Annotated in this window: 20 protein-coding genes and 1 tRNA gene; 9 read left to right on the forward strand and 12 right to left on the reverse strand. The window is 68.3% G+C overall.

Annotated features, from left to right (window positions below; translation table 11 throughout):
• Nucleotides 1–18 precede the first annotated feature (18 nt).
• The 4 genes from ACRYJK_RS06415 (at nucleotide 19) to rsmA (ending at nucleotide 5,806) form a co-directional block, all read left to right on the forward strand.
• Nucleotides 19–2,253 (forward strand): LPS-assembly protein LptD, encoded by a 2,235-nt coding sequence (locus ACRYJK_RS06415; RefSeq protein WP_482666710.1) that lies wholly within the window; start codon nucleotides 19–21, stop codon nucleotides 2,251–2,253.
• 107 nt (nucleotides 2,254–2,360) lie between these two features.
• Entirely contained in the window at nucleotides 2,361–3,887 is a 1,527-nt protein-coding gene (locus tag ACRYJK_RS06420) for a peptidylprolyl isomerase (protein ID WP_482666711.1), read from the forward strand.
• Between the two features lie 81 nt (nucleotides 3,888–3,968).
• A complete protein-coding gene (gene pdxA / locus ACRYJK_RS06425; protein WP_482666712.1) occupies nucleotides 3,969–4,970 on the forward strand; it encodes a 4-hydroxythreonine-4-phosphate dehydrogenase PdxA in 1,002 nt (333 codons plus the stop codon).
• Complete coding sequence (gene rsmA / locus ACRYJK_RS06430) at nucleotides 4,967–5,806, forward strand: 16S rRNA (adenine(1518)-N(6)/adenine(1519)-N(6))-dimethyltransferase RsmA (RefSeq protein WP_482666713.1); 840 nt, start codon at nucleotides 4,967–4,969, stop codon at nucleotides 5,804–5,806. The genes pdxA and rsmA overlap by 4 nt, the downstream gene beginning before the upstream one ends.
• Here rsmA and ACRYJK_RS06435 read toward each other — a convergent pair.
• The 4 genes from ACRYJK_RS06435 to ACRYJK_RS06450 all read right to left on the reverse strand — a co-directional run bounded on the left by ACRYJK_RS06435 (nucleotide 5,797) and on the right by ACRYJK_RS06450 (nucleotide 10,505).
• Nucleotides 5,797–6,324 (reverse strand): tetratricopeptide repeat protein, encoded by a 528-nt coding sequence (locus ACRYJK_RS06435; protein WP_482666714.1) that lies wholly within the window; start codon nucleotides 6,322–6,324, stop codon nucleotides 5,797–5,799. The two genes, rsmA and ACRYJK_RS06435, sit on opposite strands and share 10 nt — an antisense overlap.
• A 17-nt stretch (nucleotides 6,325–6,341) precedes the next feature.
• Nucleotides 6,342–7,544, reverse strand: a complete 1,203-nt coding sequence (locus tag ACRYJK_RS06440) for an RsmB/NOP family class I SAM-dependent RNA methyltransferase (protein ID WP_482666715.1) — start codon at nucleotides 7,542–7,544, stop codon at nucleotides 6,342–6,344.
• Nucleotides 7,541–8,998 (reverse strand): IMP dehydrogenase, encoded by a 1,458-nt coding sequence (guaB, locus tag ACRYJK_RS06445; RefSeq protein ID WP_482666716.1) that lies wholly within the window; start codon nucleotides 8,996–8,998, stop codon nucleotides 7,541–7,543. Before guaB ends, ACRYJK_RS06440 begins: the two co-directional genes overlap by 4 nt.
• A gap of 79 nt (nucleotides 8,999–9,077) precedes the next feature.
• A complete protein-coding gene (locus tag ACRYJK_RS06450) occupies nucleotides 9,078–10,505 on the reverse strand; it encodes a M28 family metallopeptidase (protein WP_482666717.1) in 1,428 nt (475 codons plus the stop codon).
• A gap of 156 nt (nucleotides 10,506–10,661) precedes the next feature.
• Between ACRYJK_RS06450 and ACRYJK_RS06455 the strand changes: the two genes are divergently transcribed.
• The gene (locus tag ACRYJK_RS06455; RefSeq protein ID WP_482666718.1) at nucleotides 10,662–11,696 is read left to right on the forward strand and encodes an SPFH domain-containing protein; all 1,035 of its coding nucleotides are present in this window, start codon (nucleotides 10,662–10,664) and stop codon (nucleotides 11,694–11,696) included.
• Between the two features lie 5 nt (nucleotides 11,697–11,701).
• On the forward strand, nucleotides 11,702–12,172 hold the full coding sequence (locus ACRYJK_RS06460) for an NfeD family protein (RefSeq protein WP_482666719.1): 471 nt from the start codon (nucleotides 11,702–11,704) through the stop codon (nucleotides 12,170–12,172).
• Nucleotides 12,173–12,235: 63 nt separating this feature from the next.
• Here ACRYJK_RS06460 and ACRYJK_RS06465 read toward each other — a convergent pair.
• From ACRYJK_RS06465 to fabG, 7 genes are all read right to left on the reverse strand, one after another.
• Nucleotides 12,236–12,312 (reverse strand) — tRNA-Met (locus ACRYJK_RS06465).
• A gap of 74 nt (nucleotides 12,313–12,386) precedes the next feature.
• Nucleotides 12,387–12,845 carry a 2'-5' RNA ligase family protein gene (locus ACRYJK_RS06470; RefSeq protein WP_482666720.1) on the reverse strand — a complete coding sequence of 153 codons (459 nt, stop codon included), beginning with the start codon at nucleotides 12,843–12,845 and terminating at the stop codon, nucleotides 12,387–12,389.
• 64 nt (nucleotides 12,846–12,909) lie between these two features.
• Complete coding sequence (locus tag ACRYJK_RS06475) at nucleotides 12,910–13,470, reverse strand: redoxin family protein (RefSeq protein ID WP_482666721.1); 561 nt, start codon at nucleotides 13,468–13,470, stop codon at nucleotides 12,910–12,912.
• A gap of 21 nt (nucleotides 13,471–13,491) precedes the next feature.
• Entirely contained in the window at nucleotides 13,492–14,448 is a 957-nt protein-coding gene (gene mltG / locus ACRYJK_RS06480) for an endolytic transglycosylase MltG (protein ID WP_482666722.1), read from the reverse strand.
• Nucleotides 14,448–15,713: a beta-ketoacyl-ACP synthase II gene (gene fabF, locus ACRYJK_RS06485; RefSeq protein ID WP_482666723.1), complete on the reverse strand. Its 1,266-nt coding sequence runs from the start codon at nucleotides 15,711–15,713 to the stop codon at nucleotides 14,448–14,450. Before fabF ends, mltG begins: the two co-directional genes overlap by 1 nt.
• A gap of 198 nt (nucleotides 15,714–15,911) precedes the next feature.
• Nucleotides 15,912–16,148 carry an acyl carrier protein gene (locus tag ACRYJK_RS06490; protein ID WP_482666724.1) on the reverse strand — a complete coding sequence of 79 codons (237 nt, stop codon included), beginning with the start codon at nucleotides 16,146–16,148 and terminating at the stop codon, nucleotides 15,912–15,914.
• A 117-nt stretch (nucleotides 16,149–16,265) separates the two neighbouring features.
• Nucleotides 16,266–17,006 (reverse strand): 3-oxoacyl-[acyl-carrier-protein] reductase, encoded by a 741-nt coding sequence (gene fabG / locus ACRYJK_RS06495; RefSeq protein WP_482666725.1) that lies wholly within the window; start codon nucleotides 17,004–17,006, stop codon nucleotides 16,266–16,268.
• A 129-nt stretch (nucleotides 17,007–17,135) separates the two neighbouring features.
• On the opposite strand from fabG, the gene ACRYJK_RS06500 reads away from it, so the two are divergent.
• Both ACRYJK_RS06500 and lptG read left to right on the forward strand, forming a co-directional pair.
• Complete coding sequence (locus ACRYJK_RS06500) at nucleotides 17,136–18,338, forward strand: LptF/LptG family permease (RefSeq protein ID WP_482667412.1); 1,203 nt, start codon at nucleotides 17,136–17,138, stop codon at nucleotides 18,336–18,338.
• A complete protein-coding gene (lptG, locus tag ACRYJK_RS06505) occupies nucleotides 18,335–19,435 on the forward strand; it encodes an LPS export ABC transporter permease LptG (protein WP_482666726.1) in 1,101 nt (366 codons plus the stop codon). The genes ACRYJK_RS06500 and lptG overlap by 4 nt, the downstream gene beginning before the upstream one ends.
• A 4-nt stretch (nucleotides 19,436–19,439) precedes the next feature.
• Here lptG and ACRYJK_RS06510 read toward each other — a convergent pair whose 3' ends face one another.
• Nucleotides 19,440–20,585 (reverse strand): fatty acid desaturase family protein, encoded by a 1,146-nt coding sequence (locus ACRYJK_RS06510; protein ID WP_482666727.1) that lies wholly within the window; start codon nucleotides 20,583–20,585, stop codon nucleotides 19,440–19,442.
• Between the two features lie 97 nt (nucleotides 20,586–20,682).
• Here ACRYJK_RS06510 and ACRYJK_RS06515 point away from each other — a divergent pair, with 97 nt between their 5' ends.
• Entirely contained in the window at nucleotides 20,683–21,840 is a 1,158-nt protein-coding gene (locus tag ACRYJK_RS06515; protein WP_482666728.1) for an N-acetyltransferase, read from the forward strand.
• The last annotated feature ends 2 nt before the right edge of the window (nucleotides 21,841–21,842 follow it).

A 21,842-nucleotide genomic window follows, 5' to 3' on the forward strand; every position in this document is an offset into this window, starting at 1 on the left:
CGGAGAGCGATACTGCCCATGTCCGACGCCCGCCACGACACGCCTTGGGCGATGCGGCGCTGCCGGATGGTCGGCGTCGCGCTGATCGCGCTCGTGGCGACCCCTGCGTTGGGTCAGGAATCGCCGGCGCCGGCCGCTTCGACCGAAGCCGCGCGCACCGTCGATTTTTCAGCCGACACGATCGACTATGACTCAACCGGCGACATCGTCACCGCGCGCGGTCGCGTGCTCCTCGAGCGGGAGGCCTGGCGCGTTCGCGCGGACGAGGTGAGGTGGGACCGGCGCACCGGCGAAGTCGTCGCGCGCGGCAATGTCGCGCTCACCAATCCGGAGGGCGACACGGCGTTCGGGGAGGCGGTGACCCTCACCGATTCGCTGCGCGATGGGATGGTCGACCAGCTGCTGGTCGTGTTCGGCGAAGGCGGGCGGCTGGCGGCGGCGCGGGGGGAGAGGCTCGCCAACGGCGACCTGTGGCTCGAACGCGCGACCTATTCGCCCTGCCCTGTCGAGAACGTCGATGGCTGTCCGAAGCGGCCGACCTGGCTCGTCCGCGCCGACCGCGTGACCTATGACGCCGCGAACGAGCGGGTGCGTTATGAAGGCGCGCGCATCTCGCTGCTAGGCCTTGCGACGCTGCCGCTGCCGCGCTTCTCGCACCCGATCGGGCGGGGGACGAGCGAGGGGTTTCTGACCCCCGACCTCCGCTTCGACAGCGTCAACGGGGTCGAGATCGCAGTCCCCTATTACAAGCGCTTTTCCGACCGGCTCGACCTCGTCGCCACCCCGCACCTGTTCACCAATGCGTTGCCGATGGCGGAAGCGGAGTTGCGCGGCCTCACCGACCGCGGCGCCTACACCGTGCGCGGCTGGCTGACGGCGAGCCGCCAGCTGACCCCCGGCGCGAGCAACGTCGACGGCAGCTTTCGCGCGCGTGGCGCGATCGACGCGGCGGCGGGCTACCAGTTCACACCCAACTGGAGCGCCGACAGCTCGATCCGCTGGGCGAGCGACCGCACCTTTCTGCGCCGCTACGATATCAGCCGCGATGACCGGCTGCGATCGACCGTCGTCGTGCGCCGCCTCGACGATCGCAGCATGTTCAGCATCTCGGGCTGGGCGACGCAGACGCTGCGCGTGGCGGACCCGCAGGGACAGCAGCCCATCGCGCTACCGCTGATCGACTATCGCCGGCGGGTCGATACACTGCCCGTACCGGGCTCGCTCCTGCTCGAGGCCAACACGCTGTCGCTGCTCCGCACCGAAGGGCAGGACACGCAGCGGCTGTTCGCGGGCGGCACCTGGTCGACGCGCGGTCTGTTGCCGATGGGCATCGAATATACGCTGACCGGTCTCGGCCGCGTCGACCTCTACCACACGCAATCGACCGCGCTGTCGCCGATCGTCGACTATCGCGGCAGCGAAGGGTGGCAGACACGCGCCATCGCGCTCGCCGCGGCGGAGGCGAGCTGGCCGCTGGTGGGGGCGCTCGGCGGCGGCATCCAGCGCCTCACCCCGCGCGTGCAGATCGTCGCGGCGACTCCGGTCAACAATGTCGACATCCCCAACGAGGACAGCCGCGCCTTCGAGCTTGAAGACGTCAACATCTTCGCCCTCAACCGCTTCCCCGGTTACGACCGCGTCGAGGACGGTAGTCGGGCGACCTACGGCGTCGAGTGGAACTGGCAACGCCGCGACGTCGCAGTCACGACTCAGGTCGCGCAAAGCTTTCGCCTCGATTCGCAGCCGCAGCTGTTCGTGCCCGGGACGGGGCTCGACGACCGGCTGAGCGACATCGTCGGTCGGACGAGCGTCGCCTGGCGCGATCTCCTTCGCCTCACCCACCGCTTCCGGCTCGACAAGGATGGTTTCGCCATCCGCCGGAACGAAATCGACATGGCGGTCGGCGGCGCGCGCACCTACGCGGTGCTTGGCTACTCGCGGCTCAACCGCGACATCCTTTCCCGCGGGGAGGATTTGCGCGACCGGGAAGAAGCGCGCGTCGGCGGGCGCTGGCAGATCACCCGCAACTGGTCGGCCTTTGGCTCGGCCATCGTCGACCTTACCGGGCCGCGCGACGATCCGCTGGTCATTAGCGACGGTTTTCAGCCGATCCGGCATCGCATCGGCTTTGGCTATGACGATGATTGCTTTGCCTTCAGCCTTACCTGGCGCCGCGATTATATCGACACCGGCGACGCGCGGCGCGGCAACAGCTTCCTCGTGCGGGTGGCATTCCGCAACCTCGGCGTGTAGGAGCGCGAGCGTCCTGTCGCATGGCCGTTCGGCGCGGGTTCAGCACCGCCCGGCCAGATGACGGACCGTTCCGGGCGACCCCGCCCTTTCGTCAAGCAGGACATCGCGTGAAGCCTTCGACCCATACCGCCCCCCGCCGCCCGATCGCCCGCGCCATGCTGGTGAGCGCCGCTGCGGCCGTTGTGGCTGCGCCGATCGCGGTCAGCGCGCAGACGACGCGAACCACCGGCACCCGTCCGGGCGCCACCGCGCCGCGCACCACGACCAGCCGCACGACCGGGACGCGCACGCCGATCAATCGCCCCGGTGCGACGACGGCCGCCGCCCGCGCCGCCGCCGCTCGCGATGCGACCCGCGCGCAGGCGACGACGCCCGCGCCCGCGACGCCTGCACCGGCACCGGCACCGGGGGCGGTGCAGATCCTCCCCGGGCAGACCGGTGGCAACAACGTCTTCCGCCCGACCGCGCGCATCAACGACGAAATTCTGACTGCGACCGACGTCGAACAGCGCGTGGCGCTGGTCCGGCTGGCCAACCGGGGCGTCATTCCCGACGACCAGCTGGCTGGCGTGCGACAGGAGGTGTTCCAGACGCTCGTCGACGAAATCCTCAAGATTCAGGAAGCGCGCGCCAACGACATCACCGTGCCGCAGGCCGACGTCGACGCCGAATTTGCGCGCATTGCCGCCTCGCAACGGCTTACCCCGGCGCAGTTCACGCGTAACCTCGCCCAGGCGGGCTCGTCGGCGACTACCCTCAAACAGCAGATTCGCGGCGACATGGCTTGGCAGCGCCTGCTCGCCCGCAATATCCAGCCGTTCACCAACGTCTCCGAGGAGGAGGTGCGCGGCCGGCTCACGCAGCTTGAGGCACAGCGCGGAGCGGTCGAATATCGCGTCGGCGAAATCTACCTCCCGGCCACCCCGGAAACGCTTCAGGCGACCGCGGAGACCGCGCGGCGGATGATGCAGGCGCTGGCGCAGGGCGCGAATTTCCAGGAGCTCGCGACGCGCAATTCGCGCGCGTCGAGCGCCGCGGCAGGCGGCGACCTCGGCTGGGTCCGGCTCGATCAGCTGCCGACCACGATGGCGAGCGCGCTGGGGGAGATGCAGCCGGGCCAGCTCAACGGGCCGATCGAGGTTCCCGGCGGCGTGTCGGTGTTGCTGCTGATCGACAAGCGCCAGGTGCTGACCGCCGACCCGCGCGATGCGGTGCTGAGCCTCAAGCAGATCACCCTGAGCTTCCCGGCGGGCACGCCCGAGCCGCGCGCGGCGGAGCTTGCCAACAATTTCATCGCGCGCACCCGCACGATCAACGGCTGCGGTCAGGCCGATGCGGTCGCGCAGAGCCTCGGCGCGGAAGTGCGGAGCCAGGACAGCGTCGCGGTGCGGTCGCTCCCCGCGCCCCTGCAGACCGCGCTCACCCAGCTGCAGGTCGGCCAGGTCACTCAAGCGTTCGGATCGCCGCAGACCGGCGTCAGCGTCCTCGTTCTGTGCGGTCGCGAAGCCCCGCAAAGTGCGGCGACACCGTCGGCGGAGCAACTCGCCGATCGTCTGCGCGAGGAACGCATTCAGCTGCGAGCGACGCGTTATCTGCGTGACATCCGGCGCGACGCGGTGATCGAATATCGTTGAGCGAACGGCGCGAAGAGGCTGCGTGCATGCTTTGAAAAGTGTTGGAGGGCATAACGCCCTCGCCATGGAACGAGGTCGATCGTGCCGATAGCTGCCGCGCTAGGCGACCCGGCGGGCGTCGGGCCGGAGCTGTTCGCCCGGGCCTGGGCCGCGCGCCGCGAGCGCGGTCTGCCGCGCTTCTTCGGCGTGGGCTGCGCCCAGTCGGTGCGGCGGGTGTGGGACGGGCCGGTGGTCGATGTGTCCGGGCCCGAAGAAGCGCGCGAGCGGTTCGACGAAGGCTTCCCTGTCTGGACGATATGCGATTCCGGCAACACCGAGCTGGGCGTCCCGAGCGCGGAGGCGGCGCAGTGCGCATTGCAGGCGCTGGAGTTCGGCATCGGCCTCGCCCGCAATGGCGCCGCGCGCGCGCTGGTGACCGGGCCGGTGAGCAAAGACCAGCTCTACCGCGTCGGTTTTCAGCACGCCGGGCAGACAGAATTCATCGCCGATCGCTGCGGCATCGCGCGCAGCAACGCCATCATGTTGCTGGCGAGCGATGCGTTGAAGGTCGTCCCGCTCACCGTCCACGTCCCGCTGCGACAGGTGCCCGACCTCATCACGCAGGAACTGGTGGTCGCGCGCACGCAGGCGGCCGCACGGGGCCTGGCGCGCAGTTTTGGGATCGAACAGCCGCGGCTTGCGCTCGCGGGGCTCAACCCCCACGCGGGTGAGGCTGGCGCGCTCGGGACGGAGGAGGTGGAGGTGCTTCGCCCTGCGGTCGAACAACTCCGCGCCGAAGGGTATGACGTGACCGGGCCCCACTCACCCGACGCGATGTTTACTCCCGCCGCGCGCGCGACCTATGACGCAGCGCTGTGCCTCTATCACGACCAGGGGCTGATCCCGCTGAAGGCGCTGGCGTTCGACGAGGGGGTCAACGTCACGCTCGGCTTGCCGATCGTGCGCACGTCGCCCGACCACGGCACCGCGTTCGACATTGCGGGCAAGGGGGTCGCGAGCCCCGGCCCGACCATCGCCGCGATCCGCATGGCGGCACAGATCGTGCGGTCGCGGCAGGACGCTGCCGCCTCGACCGGAAAGTGAGCGCGGCCACCCGACCGCCGCTGCCCCCGTTGCGCGACGTGATCGCCGCGCATGGTCTGCGAGCGGACAAGGCGCTCGGCCAAAACTTCCTGTTCGACGAACAGCTGCTCGATCGTATCGCGGCGATCCCCGGCGACTTATCCAACCGTCAGGTGTTCGAGGTCGGGCCCGGTCCGGGCGGGCTGACGCGCGCGCTGCTGCGTGCGGGCGCCTGCGTGACCGCGGTCGAGCGTGACCCCCGCTGCATTCCCGCGCTGCAGGAGGTGGCCGCAGCGTTCGACGATCGGCTGACGATTATCGAAGGCGACGCGCTCGCGGTCGATCCAGCCGAGCTGTGCGGGACGGGCCACCACATCGTCGCCAACCTTCCTTACAATGTCGGCACGGCGCTCCTCGTCCGCTGGCTGTCGGGGGCAACATGGCCGCCGGCGTGGGCATCGCTGACGCTGATGTTTCAGCAGGAGGTCGCCGAGCGGATTGTCGCTGCGCCCGACACCTCCGCTTACGGTCGCCTCGCGGTACTCGCGCAGTGGCGCAGCCGCGCTAAGATCGCGATGAAGGTACACCGCAGCGCCTTCACCCCGCCGCCCAAGGTGATGTCGGCGGTGGTACATATCACGCCCGCCCCCGCACCGGCCGGCGTTCGTTCAAGCACGCTCGAACGGCTGACGGCCGCCGCATTCGGCCAGCGCCGCAAGATGCTGCGCCAATCGCTCAAGGGCGTGGCTAACGCTCAGGACGCGATGGCCGCGCTCGGCATCGACTCTACTCGGCGCGCCGAAACGTTGACGATCGCCGAATTCGTCGAGCTCGCGAGAACGCTCGATCAGTTCTGAGTCGGGGCGGGCGGCGCTGCCGGCGTCGGCGCGGGCGTCCGCGCCGCCGTGCGCGCGCCGGCGGCAGTTACGCTCCGGGAAAGCGTGTCCGCCTCCGGACAAGCAGCATTCGCGCACAGCCGCCGCAGTTCGACGAGGTTCGCGCGCGCACGGTCGAGCGCACCACGCGCCACCAGCGCTTCGCCTTGCGCTGCGACGATCGATCGGTCGCCCGGCCGCAGCTTCAGCGCCTCGCGATAAAAGCCGATCGCTTTCCCCGGAAGGTTCTGCGCCGACGCAACCCGCGCCAGCCCGACAAAGGCCGACGCGTTGCGCGGATCGGCGATGAGCGCGCTTTCGAACGCGTTGGCGGCATCGTCCCAACGCCCCGCGGAAGAGGCAGCCTCCCCTTGGCGCTGAAACTGCTGCGACAGCGCGTTGATGGGGGCGTTTTGCGCCGGCGCTGGTTCCGAATGCGCCGTGAGCGCTGCCGCCAGCGCAAGCGCGCCTAGCCCCACCGGCGTCAATCGAATGGCCATCCTGCGCACCTTTTCATTCACCGGCGATGTCCCTCTTCGCCGCTTTGGCCGCGGATCAGCCGGGCCATGAAGAAACCATCGGTGCCATCATGCGCGGGCGTGAGCAAGCGTCCCCCGCCGGCGGGTCGGCCGACCAGCGCCGCCAGCGGATCCTCGGCACGCCAGCCGGGGGACCCCGCCAAGAAGCTCTCGACCTGCCCCGCGCCCTCTTCGCGGGTCAGCGAACAGACGGCGTAGATCAGCGCGCCGCCGGGTCGCACCAGCTGCGCCGCGACGCCGACCAGATGCGCCTGCAATGCCGTCAGCCGCGCCAGCCGGTCGGGCGTGATGCGCCAGCGTGCCTCGGGATTGCGGCGCCAGGTGCCGCTCCCCGAACAGGGCGCGTCGACCAGCACGACGTCGGCCTGCCCAATGAGGTCGTCGAGCGCCGGGAGCTCGCGGCCGGGGTGGAGCAGGCGGCTTTCGATGACGTCGGCCAAGCCCGCCCGATGCGCCCGCGGCGGCAGCTCGGCGAGGCGTCGCCGGTCGCTGTCGCACGCGACGATGCGCCCCTCTCCGACCAACGCCGAAGCAAGCGCGAGCGTCTTGCCCCCAGCGCCTGCGCACAGGTCGATCGCGCGCATGCCCGGCCGCACTCCGCACAGATGCGCGATCCACTGCGAGCCCGCGTCCTGAACCTCGATTGCCCCGGCAGCAAAGGCCGCGCTCTCGGTGACCTGCGTATCGGGCGGATAACGCGTCCCATCGAGCGGGGCAGGCAGCGGCGTTCCGCCATCGGGCAAGGCCGTGGTGAGCCTCGGCCGATGGATGCGAACATCGACCGGCGCGCGATCCACCAGCGCGCGGAGTTCGCCATCGTCGATCAGCAGGTCGAGCCGCGCTCGCAACCAGCCCGGCGCCAGCGTCGCCACGGCGCGAGGCTCGCCTGAAGCGATCGTTGCCGGTCCGCGCGCACTCCCGTCGAACAGCGCGGCGAGCGCAGGGTCCGCGTCCGCGAGCGTCACGAGTGCCGCGCGAGCGTCGGCGGGCGGTTCGCCAAATGCGCGGATCGCCTGCCAGACCAGCGCTCGGATCGCACGGCGGTCGCCCGACCCGGCGTAGCGGCGCTCGGCGAACCAGCGGCGCGCCACCGTGTCCGCCGCCGCGCTCCCTTCGCGCGCGGCCTTGAGGATGGCGTCGGTTAGCTCGATCGCCGCCTGGACGCGCGCTGCTGGCGTCATCGCGTCGGGTAGTTGGGGGCTTCGCGGGTGATGGTCACGTCGTGGACATGGCTCTCGCGCAGGCCCGCGTTGGTGATGCGTACGAATTGCGCGCGCTGCTGCAGGTCCGCGATAGTGGCCGACCCGGTGTAGCCCATCGCCGCCTTAATGCCGCCGACGAGCTGGTGGACCACGTCGCGCGCCGGACCCTTGTAGGGGACCTGCCCCTCGATCCCTTCGGGCACGAGCTTCATCTGGTCCTTGATGTCGCCCTGGAAATAGCGATCGGCGCTGCCCCGACCCATCGCCCCGACCGAGCCCATACCGCGATAGCTTTTGTAGGCACGACCCTGGTAGAGGAACGTCTCGCCCGGCGCCTCCTCGGTGCCGGCCAGCATCGACCCGACCATGATCGAGCTCGCCCCGGCCGCAAGCGCCTTGGCGGCATCGCCCGATGTGCGCAGGCCGCCGTCGGCGATCACCGGCACGCCGCTCGCGTTGGCGGCGCGCGCGGCGTCGGCAATGGCGGTCAGCTGCGGCACGCCGACCCCTGCGACGACCCGGGTGGTGCAGATCGACCCCGGCCCGATCCCGACCTTCACCGCGTCCGCACCCGCATCGATCAGCGCGCGCGTTGCGTCATAGGTGGCGACGTTGCCGGCGATCACCTGCGCCGAATCGGACAGCGCCTTCACCCGCTCGACCGCGCGCGCCACGTCGCGATTGTGGCCGTGCGCGGTGTCGATGATCACCACGTCGCATTCGGCATCGATCAGCGCCTCGGTGCGCTCGAACCCTTTGTCGCCGACCGTCGTCGCCGCAGCGACCCGAAGCCGCCCCGCCGCGTCCTTGGTCGCGTCCGGGTAGGTCACGGCCTTCTCGATATCCTTGACGGTGATGAGGCCGATGCAGTGAAAGTCATCGTCCACCACCAGCAGTTTTTCGATCCGGCGCTGATGGAGCAACCGCCGCGCCTCGTCGCGCGTGACGCCCGGCCGCACAATCGCGAGCGACTGATGGGTCATGAGCTCGCGCACCGGCTGCATGGGGTTGTCGGCAAAGCGCACGTCGCGGTTGGTGAGGATGCCGCACAGCTTGCCGCCCGCTTCGACGACGGGGATGCCGGAGATGCGGTTAGCCTGCATCAGCGCGCGCGCCTCGCCCAGCGTCGCATCGGGTTGGATGGTGATCGGATTGACCACCATCCCGCTTTCGAACCGCTTCACCTGGCGCACTGCAGCGCACTGTTCCTCGACCGTCAGGTTGCGGTGGAGGACGCCGATGCCGCCGAGCTGCGCCATGACGATCGCCATGTCCGCTTCGGTCACGGTGTCCATCGCCGACGACAGGATCGGAATAGCGAGCTCGATCGAGCCGGTCAGCCTGGTCGAAGTGTCGGCGCTCGACGGCAGCACATCCGACTCGGCTGGAACCAGCAGCACATCGTCGAACGTCAGGCCAAGGCGGATATCCATAGCGGCGCGGGTGTCCTGGGTTGGTGGCGGGGCGGGCGGGCAACGCCTCTACCCGCCCGCGCCGCCCCGCGCCAGCCTGTCAGGGCATCCGGTCGAGCGCTCGCACCGCTGCGACGTGCAGGTCCGCGTCGTCCGCTGCACCACCCAGCGGGGTGGCGTCGGTCAGCTCGTCGTCCGGCCCGTGATAAGGGCCCGAGAGGTAGGCCTGAAGCGGTGCCATGTCGGCGAAGCTGCCGCCGGCCATCACCGCCGGAATGCCCTCGGCGACGAACGCGGCGCCATCCTGCCGCATGATGAAGGCGTTCGCTTCGAGATCAGGGTCGACCGCCCGGCCCAGCGCGCGCGCGGTGTCGTCAAGCACCGTGTCGAGCCACGGATTGCTGCCGCGGCCTACGATCGCCATCGGCGCCCCGCGCGGCGGGATCGCGACCGTGTCGACGTTGAGCACGGCGCGGATGCTGGTTTTGGGGAGCGGCAGGTTGGCGACGAACTCGCGCGCGCCGACGAGGCCCAGCTCCTCCGCTCCGGTGGCGACGACATAGACGTCGTGGTCGAGGCGCTGCCCCGCTCCGAGCCGGCGTGCCGCCGCCAGCATCACCGCGATCCCGCTCGCATTGTCGACGGCGCCGTTGCAAATGCGATCGGGCGCGCCCTCCGGCCGACAGGCGGCACCGATATGATCCCAGTGCCCGGTCAGCAGGATTGCGCCGCGTTCCGGCCGCCGCCCCGGCAGCTTTGCCACGAGATTGTAGGTCGGCGCCGGATAAGTCGCGACCGCGGGCACGTCGAGCCGCACCGTCACGCCCAGGTCGCGGGCAGTGTCGAGGTTCTCCGCCGCCGCAGTGGCGCCAACCGCTTGCGCGAACGTCGCCGGAACCAGCCCGAAGGGACGACCCGACGGGACGTCGGCGGTGCGAACCACGCGGCGACCAGTGACGCTCCGCGCGGCGGCCGCGAAGGGTACATTCTCCGGCGCGGCGACAAGCACCGCAACCGCCCCCGCCTCCTCGAGCGCGGCGCGGCGGGCCGGCGCCGAAGCCATCGCCGCCGGGGACGAGCTCATCAACACAACCTTGCCTGAGACACCGGCGGGCGCGCTCGTGTCGCCTGCACGCCCCTCGCCGATATAGACGAGCGGATATTCGCCCTGCACCGCCTGCGTCCCGCTGCGCGCGGCGAAGTCGCCAATGGTTAGCGCGGTGCCGTCGCGACGCCGCGCCGTCATGGTTGCGGCGCGTTGCTGAAGGATGCGCGTCATCGGTACCGGCTGGTACCAGCCGCCGTCGGCCATGCCGCCCGCGAAGCCCGAACGATGGAGCGCAGTGCCGATGTAGCTGAGCGTCAGCGTCTCGCCCGGGGTCGCCCCCTCACGCCCGCCATATTCGTCGCTGGCCAGCACCGCGATATCGTTGCGCAGCTCGGCCTCGGTCACGGGCGCATCCGCGCGCGCCATGGCCACGGTTGCGCTGCTCAGCAGCAACAGTCCCAACATCGTTCGTTTGATCATGATCTCGCCCAACTTGCGTCTGCCCATCGCTCGCCCCTGTGACGCCGCACAGGGAGCGTGACAAGCAACGGTTTTCCATGACAGGCCGCAGCGGGTCGGATAGCATCGCTGGCAACGCACCGGCCCCGGGTCGCCGGCGCAGCCGGGGGTCGTTTCATGAGCTATGGCGTCATCATCATCATCGCCTTGGCGGTGCTGTTCCTGTTCAGCGCCGTCAAAATGGTGCGACAGGGGTTCAACTACACCATCGAACGTTTCGGGCGCTTCACCAAGGTGGCGCAGCCCGGTCTCACCATCATCATGCCGTTCTTCGAACGCGTAGGGCACAAGATCAACATGATGGAGCAGGTGCTCGACATTCCGGGGCAGGAGATCATCACCCGCGACAACGCCATGGTCGGGGTCGATGCGGTGGTGTTCTTTCAAGTACTCGACGCGGCGAAGGCCGCTTATGAGGTGAGCGACGTCTATCGCGCGATCATGCAGCTCACGACGACCAATCTGCGCACCGTCATGGGGTCGATGGACCTCGACGAGACGCTGTCCAAGCGCGACGAGATCAATGCCCGGCTGCTATCGGTGGTCGACCACGCGACGACGCCGTGGGGGGTCAAGATCACCCGCGTCGAAATCAAGGACATTCGCCCGCCCGCGGACATCTCGAACGCGATGGCGCGGCAGATGAAGGCGGAGCGCGAAAAGCGCGCGCAGATCCTCGAATCGGAGGGGCTTCGCGCGGCTGCCATCCTGCGCGCCGAAGGTGAGAAGCAGGCGCAGATCCTCTCCGCCGAAGGTCGCCGCGAGGCGGCGTTCCGCGACTCCGAAGCCCGCGAGCGCGAGGCAGAGGCGGAGGCCAAGGCGACGCGACTCGTCAGCGACGCCATCGCCGGATCGGGCAGCCAGGCGATCAACTATTTCGTCGCGCAGAAATATGTCGAAGCGATCGGCGCTTTCGCCACCTCCCCCAACGCCAAGACCGTGCTGTTCCCGGTCGAGGCGACGCAACTGGTCGGCACGCTGGGCGGGATTGGCGAGCTGATCCGCGACGCGGTCGGCGGCGATACCAAGCCCGCGCCGCAACCGCCCGCTCGTCCCCTACGCCAATCGGCAACCGATCCCCTGCCCGCCTATGCGACCGGGTCCGACGGACTCCCCGTCGTTCCGGCGACCAAGCGACCTGCCGGTAGCTGATCGCGATGGACGGGCTCGATCTCTCCGGCGCCACCGGCTGGTGGCTGGCGGGCGGAGCGCTGCTGCTGCTGCTCGAGTTGGTCGTGCCGGGCGTGTTCCTGATGTGGGTCGGCATCGCCGCGTTGCTGACCGGTGCGGCGGCTCTCCTTATGCCGGGCCTGCCGCTGCTGGTGCAGGCGATCATGTTTGCGGCGCTGTCGCTTGTGTCGGTCTATATCGGCCGCCGCTTTACCTACCACGATAGAGACGAGAGCGAAGACCCGCTGCTCAACGACCGGCTCGCACGACTGCTCGGGGAGACGGTGGTCGTCGCCGAAGCGATCGAGGACGGGCGCGGGCGCGTCACCGTCGGCGACAGCGTCTGGCCCGCCCGCGGTCCCGACCTTCCCGTCGGCACCCGCGCCAAGGTCGTCGCGACCACCGGCGGCGTGCTCGTCGTCGAACCACTCCCCGCCCGCATCGGCACGATCGCGTAACGCGATAAAGCGTCGCCCGACAGCACCCGCGCGATCCGACGTGTCGGCTTAGTTGAGTTGCGATGGTAGCGGAGGAGGGACTTGAACCCCCGACACGCGGATTATGATTCCGCTGCTCTAACCAGCTGAGCTACTCCGCCGTCCATCGGCGCGTCGCGGCGGGCATGGCCCGCGTGCGGCGACGGCGGGGCTATATGGAGCGCCTGCGCAGGGGTCAAGCGGCTGGCCGGCGAAAGCGATGCTCCGCCAGCCCGCGCCACGGCCCGCCGAGGTATTCCCAGATCGCGACGCCGGCGATGGCCAGCGGGCGGGCGGCAAATCCGTCGCTGAGTTCGCGCAACGTCGCGTGAGCGGTGTCCGCATCGACCTTGTTCTGCACCGTGATGTGCAGCCGCGGGCGGGAGCGATCCTGCGGGATGAGGTCGCTCCCGAAGCGTTCGGCGATCTCCTCGCGCACCGCCAGCAGCTCAGGTGAACGCACGTCGAACGCCACCCCGCGTCCGAGCGAGCGCGGCGGCTCAAGCATCGCGGCCGGCACGGTACCGCGCGTCAGCTCGCGTATCAACCGGTCGAGCTCGCCAAATCGCGCGGGCGGCAGGTGGTGGAACAGGCTGACATGCGCCGGCACCACATTCCGCTCGGGCGGAAAATGCGCCCGGCGGAGGCCGTCCAACCAGGCGAAATCAGCCCGCCCGAGCGTCGCGGTGACGATCAGCGGGCCGGTCGGACCCGCGACCTCAGGCGTCGACCGTCTCGCGGACGCGCGCCGGGTTGGCTTTGACCCATGCGAGTACCTTGGCGGGGTCGGTTTCGCCGTATGGGTCCTGATCGCTGCCGCAGTCGTTGCAGCCGGGCTCGACGAACATCCGCGTGATCACGCCGTCGTCGATCACCATCGCATAGCGCCAGCTGCGCATGCCGAAGCCGAGGTGATCCTTGTTGATCAGCATGCCCATGCGGCGGGTAAAGTTGCCGCTGCCGTCGGGCAGCAGCTTCACATGTTCGACGCCCTGCGCCTTGCCCCACTGGTACATGACGAAGGCGTCGTTGACCGAGATGCAGTAGATTTCGTCGACGCCTTCGGCCTTAAACGCATCATATTGCTGTTCGAACCCCGGAAGCTGGCTGTTCGAGCAGGTCGGGGTGAATGCGCCCGGCAGGCTGAAAACGACGATGCGCCCCTTGCCGAACAGCTCGCCGGTCTGCGCATCCTCCCAGCGGAACGGGTTGTCGCCGCCGACGCTTTCGTCGCGCACCCGGGTTTTGAGGCAGATGTCGGGGACTGGTTGGCCGATCATGGTGCAGTTCCTTCGGACAGATTAGGACGCGTTTTCGCGGGCGACCTTTGCAGCGCGGATTTCGCGCCACCGCGCATGATTGGCGTTATGCTCCGCCAGCGTGCGCGCGAAGATGTGCCCGCCGGTGCCGTCGGCGACGAAGTAGAGATTATCGGTCGCAAGCGGATCGAGCGCCGCACGCAGCGATTCGCGGCCCGGATTGGCGATGGGCCCGACCGGTAGCCCGGCCATCGAATAGGTGTTGTAGCCATTGACCGCGTCGATTTCCGACCGGCGAATCTCGCGACCGAGCGGCTTGCCGCGCGTAATCGGGTAGATGATGGTCGGGTCCGCGCCGAGCCGCATCCCCTGCCGCAGCCGGTTGGTGTAAACCCCGGCAACCATCCGCCGCTCCTCCGGCTTCGACGTTTCCTTCTCGATAATCGACGCGAGCGTCACGGCCTGAAGCCGGTTCTGCGGGTAGGCGGTCGGGCTTTTCTTGGCCCACGCCTCCGCGAAGGCGCGGTCCATCGCCGCCTGCATCCGCCGCACGACCGCCGACCGCGTTTCGCCACGGCGATAGGCGTAGGTGTCAGGGAGCAGGCTGCCCTCCGCCGGCACTTCGATCGTGCCGGTGAGCAGCGGAGTCGCGTTCAACCGCTCCCACACCATGATCGACGGCATGCCTTCGGGCACGGTGACGAAGCGCTGTAGCGTCCGGCCCGACTGCAGCAGCCGCAGCACCGCGGCGGTGCTCATGCCCTTGTCGATCTTATATTCGCCGGGCTTGATCGAACCCCCGCGGCCAAGCGTCTGGGCATAGCGGCGGAATGCCGCCGCGCTGTCGACCGCCCCCGCCTCTTCGAGGATTTCGCCCGCGCGCGCGACGCTCGCGCCCTCGGGGATATAAACCTCCATATCGCGCGGCGCGCCGCCGCATGCCGCGAGCAGCAGCAGCACAGGCGCGAACCCCGCAGCAAGCCGACGCGGCACGCGCATCAGGCGTCCTCGACCGCCTTGAGGATGATGCTGGCGTTGGTGCCGCCGAAGCCAAAGCTGTTCGACAGCGCCGCTTTCACCTCGCGCTTTTTCGCGTGATGGGGGACGAGGTCGACGCCTTCCGTCCCGTCATCGGGATCGTCGAGGTTCAGCGTCGGCGGCACGATCTGGTCGCGGATGGCGAGGATGCAGAAGATCGCCTCCACCGCCCCCGCGCCGCCGAGCAAATGCCCGATTGCCGACTTGGTGCTCGACATCGATGCGCCGTGGAGGTCGTCGCCCAGCACGCGCTTCACTGCGGCGAGCTCGATCGTGTCGGCCATGGTGCTAGTGCCGTGCGCGTTCACATAATCGATGTCGCCCGGCTCCATCCCCGCCTTTTTGAGCGCCATGCGCATCGCCAGTTCCGCGCCCTTTCCTTCGGGGTGCGGGGCCGTCACGTGGTAGGCATCGCCCGACAGGCCATAGCCGACCACCTCGGCATAGATTTTGGCGCCGCGCGCCTTGGCGTGCTCATACTCCTCGAGCACGACCACGCCCGCGCCCTCGCCCATGACGAACCCGTCGCGGTTCTTGTCATAGGGACGACTCGCCTTTTCGGGTTGGTCGTTCATGCTCGTGTTGAGCGCGCGCGCCTGCGCGAATCCGGCAACACCGAGCGGATTGACCGTCGACTCGGCACCGCCTGCCAGCATGATGTCCGCATCGCCATCCTTGATCATCCGCGCCGCGTCGCCGATCGAATGCGCGCCGGTCGAGCAAGCGGTGACGACCGCGTGGTTTGGACCCATCAGTCCATATTTGATCGAAACCTGCCCACCAACGAGGTTGATCAGCCGGCCGTGGACGAAGTGCGGAGAAACGCGGCTCGGCCCTTTTTCGTGCAGGTTGACCGACTCGAGCTCGATCCCCGGCAACCCGCCGATGCCGGCGCCGATGGAAACGCCCGTGCGCTCCTTGGTCGCATCGTCCATGTCGGTAAGGCCGGCGTCCTCGAGCGCCTGACCGGCGGCGTCGATACCGTAGACGATGAACGGATCGACCTGCCGCTGGATCTTGTGATCGACCCGTTTGTCGGGGTCGAAGCCCATCGGGTGATCCTTGGGCTTCACCTCGCAGGCGATGGTGCATTTCTGATTGCTGGCGTCGAAGTGCGTGATCTGCGCCGCGCCACTCTTGCCGTCGATCAGATTGCGCCAGGTCGTTTCGACGTCACCCCCCAGCGGTGTCACCAGCCCCAGCCCCGTCACCACTACGCGCCGCATGCGAAACTCCCGTTTGTGCTGCCGCCGCTTCTAGTCGCAAGCGCAGGGGGTCGACAAGGCGGCGACGCTCCCCGCCTGGCGCGCCTTGGCGACGAGGGCGGGGCGTATCTCCCGTCGGTCGCGCACGAAAAAGGCGGCGCCGGGTTCCCCGTACGCCGCCTTCGATCGTCCGCCATCGGCGCCGCAGCGCCGCGCGGGTCAGGCGTTGTTGGCGTCGATGAAGTCGATCGCGTCCTTCACGGTCGAAATCTTTTCCGCCGCATCGTCGGGAATTTCGACGCCGAACTCTTCCTCGAACGCCATCACCAGCTCGACGATGTCGAGGCTGTCCGCGCCCAGATCGTCGATGAAGCTCGCTTCTTCGGTGACCTTGTCCGCTTCGACGCCGAGGTGCTCGACGACGATGTTCTTCACCCGGGTCGCGGTGTCGCTCATGGTTACAGTCCTTGCTCGTATGAACAGAAATTCAGGCGCTGCCCTATCCGCCTCCCCGCGCCCCTGCAAGGGGTTCGCAGCGCACGACACGCCGATGACGGGAGGGCGGCGGAAAGCTCAGATCATCGCCATGCCGCCGTTGACGTGCAGCGTCTGGCCGGTGACGTACCCCGCCTCGCGGCTGCCAAGGTAAGCGACGGCGGCGCCGATATCCGCGCCCTCACCCATCCGCCCCATCGGGATTCGGCCGTTGAGCGCGTCCTTCTGCGCGTCGGGCAGCGCGTCGGTCATCGCGCTGGCGATAAAGCCCGGAGCGACGCAGTTGACCGTCACGTTGCGGCTGGCAACCTCAGCGGCGAGCGCCTTCGACATGCCGATCAGTCCGGCCTTGGACGCGGCGTAGTTCGCCTGACCCGGATTGCCGGTGACGCCGACGACGCTGGTGATCGAGATAATCCGCCCGAAGCGAGCCTTCATCATCGGCTTCAGCGACGCGCGCGCGAGGCGAAAAGCGGCTTCGAGATTGACGCGAATGACCGCGTCCCATTCCTCGTCCTTCATCCGCATGGCGAGGTTGTCGCGGGTGATGCCGGCGTTGTTGACGAGGATGTCGAGCTTGCCGCCAAGCGCCTCGACCGCGGACGGCACCAGCGCGTCCACCGCCGCCCCGTCGCTGAGGTCGCAGGTCATCGTGACGTGATCGCCGCCCAGTTCGCCTGCAAATGCCTGCAGCTTTTCCGCGTTGGAGCCCGACAGCGCGAGCCGCGCGCCCTGCTCCGCCAACGCTCGCGCCACCGCCGAACCGATGCCGCCACTTGCGCCGGTGATCAGCGCCGTCATGCCTGAAAGATCGAACATGGCCGCCGCGGTAGCCCCGCGCGGCGATCGTGGCAACGCGCACAACGACGACGCTCACCCCTTTGCCGCAGGCGCGCTTTCGATTAGGCGAGCGGTTACCTCCCACCCGCTTCGAAAGCGCCATTCCTGCTGCGCAAGCTCTCCTGGACAGCGATCGACCGCTACATCGCCCGGCTGATCGCCGCGCCGCTGGCGGGGACGATGCTGCTCGCGGCGATGCTGCTGGTGCTCGACCGGATGTTGCGGCTGTTCGATTTCGTTGCGACCGAAGGCGGGCCGGTCAATGTGGTGTGGCGAATGCTCGCCAACCTGCTGCCCGAATATCTCAGCCTCGGCATTCCGATCGGGCTGACGATGGGCATCCTTCTCGCCTTTCGCAAACTGGCGACGTCGAGCGAGCTCGACACGATGCGCGCGGTCGGCCTTGGCTACACGCAGCTGCTGAAGGCCCCGTTCGCCTACGCCCTCGCACTCGCCGCGGTGAATCTCGCCATCGTCGGCTATGTCCAGCCGGTCGCCAAATATGCCTATGAAGGGCTGCGTTATGAACTGCGGACCGGCGCGCTGGGCGCTTCGATCAAGGTCGGCGAGTTCGTGAAGATGGGCGACCGCCTCACCCTGCGGGTCGAACGCAGCGAGGATGACGGGGCAAAGCTGTCGGGCATGTTCGCGCGCTTTCGCCTGCCTGATGGTCAGAGCATCGCCGCCAGCGCGGCGAGCGGGCGCTTCCTCGCCACCGAAGACCGCGACACCGTCGTGCTGCGGCTGATCGATGGCATGCTGGTCCACGATGGGCCTGATTTCCCCACACCGCGCACGCTGAGCTTCTCGAGCCACGACTTCCCCATCCCTCTGCCGCAAAGCGAACGGTTCCGCAGCCGCGGCACCGGTGATCAGGAGCTTACTCTGCCCGAACTGGTCCGCGTCGGGGAGGATGACCGAACGCCTGACGCACAGCGTGCGGTGGTGCGCGCCAATTTTCATTTTCGCATGGTCGAAGTCGCCGCGATGTTCGTGCTGCCGTTGCTGGCAATCGCTCTCGCTGTGCCGCCGAAGCGATCGACCTCCGCGCTCGGCGTCTTCCTCGCGATCATCATTCTCGTCGCGCAGCACAAGGTGAATGAATATGCCGCGGGCGTGGCTGCGCTTGGGCGGACCGACCCGGTGCTCGCGCTGTGGGGGCCGTTCGTGCTGTTCACCCTCCTCTACGGCTGGATGTTCTACACCCTCGCCTACAAGCCGGGCGGTCAGCCGATCGGCGCGCTTGAGCGTGTCTTTGCCGGCCTCGGCGCAAGGCTGCGACGGTGGCGCGCGGGGAAGGCGCCGGCATGAACCTGCTGCGATTTTTCCCGTCGCGACGCATCGCGCTCTACATGGCCAAACTGTTCCTGGTGCGGACCTTTGCCATTTTGGCGATGCTGGCGCTCGTGCTGCAGACACTCGACCTGCTGACCGAGAGCGGGAAGATCCTGGCGACGCCGGGCAACGGCGATGCCGAAATCTGGCATTACATGACGCTACGCCTGCCGCAGATCGTAGCCACGTTCCTGCCCTTTTCGGTGCTGCTCGGCACGCTTCTGACGCTGGTGACGCTCAACCAGAACAGCGAGGTGGTGGCGATGAAGGCGGGCGGGATGTCCGCGCACCAGATCCTCGCGCCGCTGTTTCTCGCCGCCCTGTTCGTCGCCGCCGTCAGTTTCGCGTTCAACGATCGCATCGTTGCGCCCGCCGCGGGCCGGCTGGCGGCATGGGAGCGCGTTGAGTTTCGCGAGCTGCCACGCGACACCGGGGTCCGCAACAATCTGTGGGTGCGCAGCGGTGACATGCTGGTCGCCGCCGACACGGCGGGCGGCCAAGGTGCCGCATTCAGCGCCAGCAACCTCACCATCTACGAGCGGGAAGCGGACCGCGTCATCGCCATCCTGTCGGCTCGCCGCGCCACGATGATCGCTCCGGAGCGCTGGCGCTTCGAAGGCGCGCGACGCTTCGACCCCGTCTCCGGCCGCGTCGAGGAGCTGGGCACGATCGAGCGGCGCTTCGACATGACACCGGCACGGCTGACGCTCGAAGCGGTCAACGGCGAAGCGCTGGGAGTGGCCGATTTGCGCCAAGCGATCGCTGCGCTCGACGCCGCCGGTCGTCCGACGCAAGAGCTCAAGACCGCGCTGCATTCAAAATTTGCGGTGCCGCTGTCGGCAGTGCTGATGCCGCTGCTCGGCGCGGTAGCGGGCATGGGGCTCGCGCGGTCGGGCAAGACGCTGGTGCGCGCCGCGGTCGGGATGGCGCTCGGCTTCGGCTATTTTGTCGCGAGCAACTTCGGCATCGCGATGGGTAACCTTGGCGCCTACCCGCCGTGGCTCGCGGCGTGGGGTCCGTTTGCGCTGTTCGCGCTGATCGGCGAGCTCGTTCTCCTGCGCGCCGAGGAATGAGCGCTCAGCGTCGCGGCTCGGTCCGATAATTCCGCACCGGCGCCGCTACGAGCCGCGCCACGAGACCCGGCAGCCCGCGATAATTGGCGCGGTCGTAGGTCGAGCCATCGCCCAAGGCCGCCTTCAGCCGCCGATGCGCCTCACCCAGCCCATGGTAGGGCACACCCGGCAGCAGGTGGTGGAGCGCGTGATAGCGTAGCCCGACCGGCGCCCACAGCGCGGGCAGCAGGCCCGGCGGCGGCACATTGACGCTGTCGAGATACTGCTCGGTCACGCTCATCACCTCACCGTCATTATCCCACAGATGCGCGACGAGCGTGCGGATCTGATTGAGCACGAGCGATGCCGATACGATCGCCAGCGCGATGAGGAACGTCTTGAGCGGGATGAACCCCGTCGCCACGCCGACGATCACCGCGATCGCCCAGGCACTCGCGAGCGTTTCGAGGATCACCCACTCGCGTCGCGCTCCGCCCTCCGCCGGGCGGCGGCGGAAGTCCGGGTTGATGACGAGCCCCGAGTAGCGCTCGACCACCCGCTTGCGCAGTGGCGGGACCACCAGCGACAGCGGCGTGAGGATGCCGTAACGAAACAGCAGCGCAATCGGGCCGAGCGCCGATACCAGCACGAATACCGGCACCGTCCAGGGCTTCATGCGCGCGAGCGGGAGATATTCGGGGTCCTCGATCGTCCCGTAGCGCGTCTTGGCATGATGGAGGTTGTGGATCCCCTCATACATAAATGACGGGATCAGCAGCGGAATGCCGACAACGAGATTGTAACCCCACCAGAAGCCCGGCACCTGCGCGCGCTTCATGTGGGTGATCTCGTGAATGAAGCTGCCCGCGCGATACAGCGCCAGCACCGACACGAGCCCCGCGAAAATCGCCAGCGGCACGCTCGCCGATGTGACCGCGACAGCAAGTGCCGCGTAGCCGAGCAGCGCAGATCCCAGAAAGTCGGGCCAGTAGATCGACGGCTTCGCGGCGTTGAGGTCGCGGGTCAGTTCGGCGGCGGTGCGCAGCATCGCACGGTCTTCGGGCGAACGGCTGGGGCGCACGGGCGCGCTGGTCTTTACGCCGGCTTCCTCCGCATCGATCACCGCGGCATCCACGCCCGGAACCACTGCCCCGCTCATACTCGAACTCATCGATCCGATCCTCTTGGACGTCGCTCTGCTTGAAGCCGCGTGACGCCACGCTTAACCCGGCGGCTGGCCCAGCCATCGCAGTCATGGAGCATATAATATGGCGGACGCGGGAATCGAGATCGTCAACGTCCGCACTCCGCTGGAACGGCGCGAATTCATCGATCTGGCTTATCGACTGAACCGCGGCGACCCCCATTGGGTGCCGCCACTTCGCGATGAAATGAAGGGGCTGATCGATCCGGCGAAGAACCCATGGTTCGGGCATGGTCGCGCGCAGTTGATGCTCGCCCGGCGCGACGGGCGGCCCGTCGGACGCATCAGCGCGCACCTCGACGACCTCGCGCTCGCGCAACCGGCCGAGCAGGGCATGGGTCCCGGCACCGGCAACTTCGGCCTGTTCGAGGCGGAGGATGCGGACGTGTCCGGAGCGCTGCTCGCCGCGGCGGAGGCGAGGCTGCGCGAACAGGGTATGACCCGCGCGCTCGGTCCCCTCTCGCTGTCGATTTGGGATGAGCCCGGCCTCCTCACCCTCGGGCACGACCACCCGCCCACCGTGATGATGGGCCACAATCGCCCGCACTATCAGGGCTGGATTGAAGCGGCGGGATATACGGCAGCCAAGGCGCTGCACACCTGGGACGTCGACATTACCCAGCCGTTCCCGGAGATCGTCCAGCGCATCGTCGCCAGCGGCGAGAGAAGCTCGCGCATCCGGATTCGCAAAGTAGACAAGAGTCGTTTCGATGAGGAAGCGGCGCTGATTCTTGGCATCCTCAACGACGCCTGGTCGTCCAACTGGGGTTTCGTGCCGCTCACCGACGCTGAGATCGCCTATGTCGGCAAGAAGCTGAAGCCGATCGTCTTTGAAGACCTGATCCGTGTCGCCGAGGTCGAGGGCGAGCCGGTCGCGTTCATGATCGTCCTGCCGAACATCAACGAAAAGCTCGCGCAGTTCGATGGCTCGTTGCTGCCATTCAACTGGGCGCGGCTGTTGTGGTGGCTGCGGGCGCCCAAGGTGCGCACGATGCGCGTGCCGCTGATGGGCGTCGTCAAACGCCTGCAGGCAAGCCGGCTTGCGAGCCAGCTCGCCTTCATGATGATCGAATATATTCGCCGCGCTTCCGTCGCAGACTATGGCGCAACGCGAGGGGAGATCGGCTGGATCCTCGACGACAATCAGGGGATGAACGCGATTGCCGAAGCGATCGGCGCCCGGATCAACCGGACTTACACCATTTACGAGAAGGCTCTGTAACG

This window comes from Sphingomonas sp. BLHR8, from assembly GCF_056821725.1.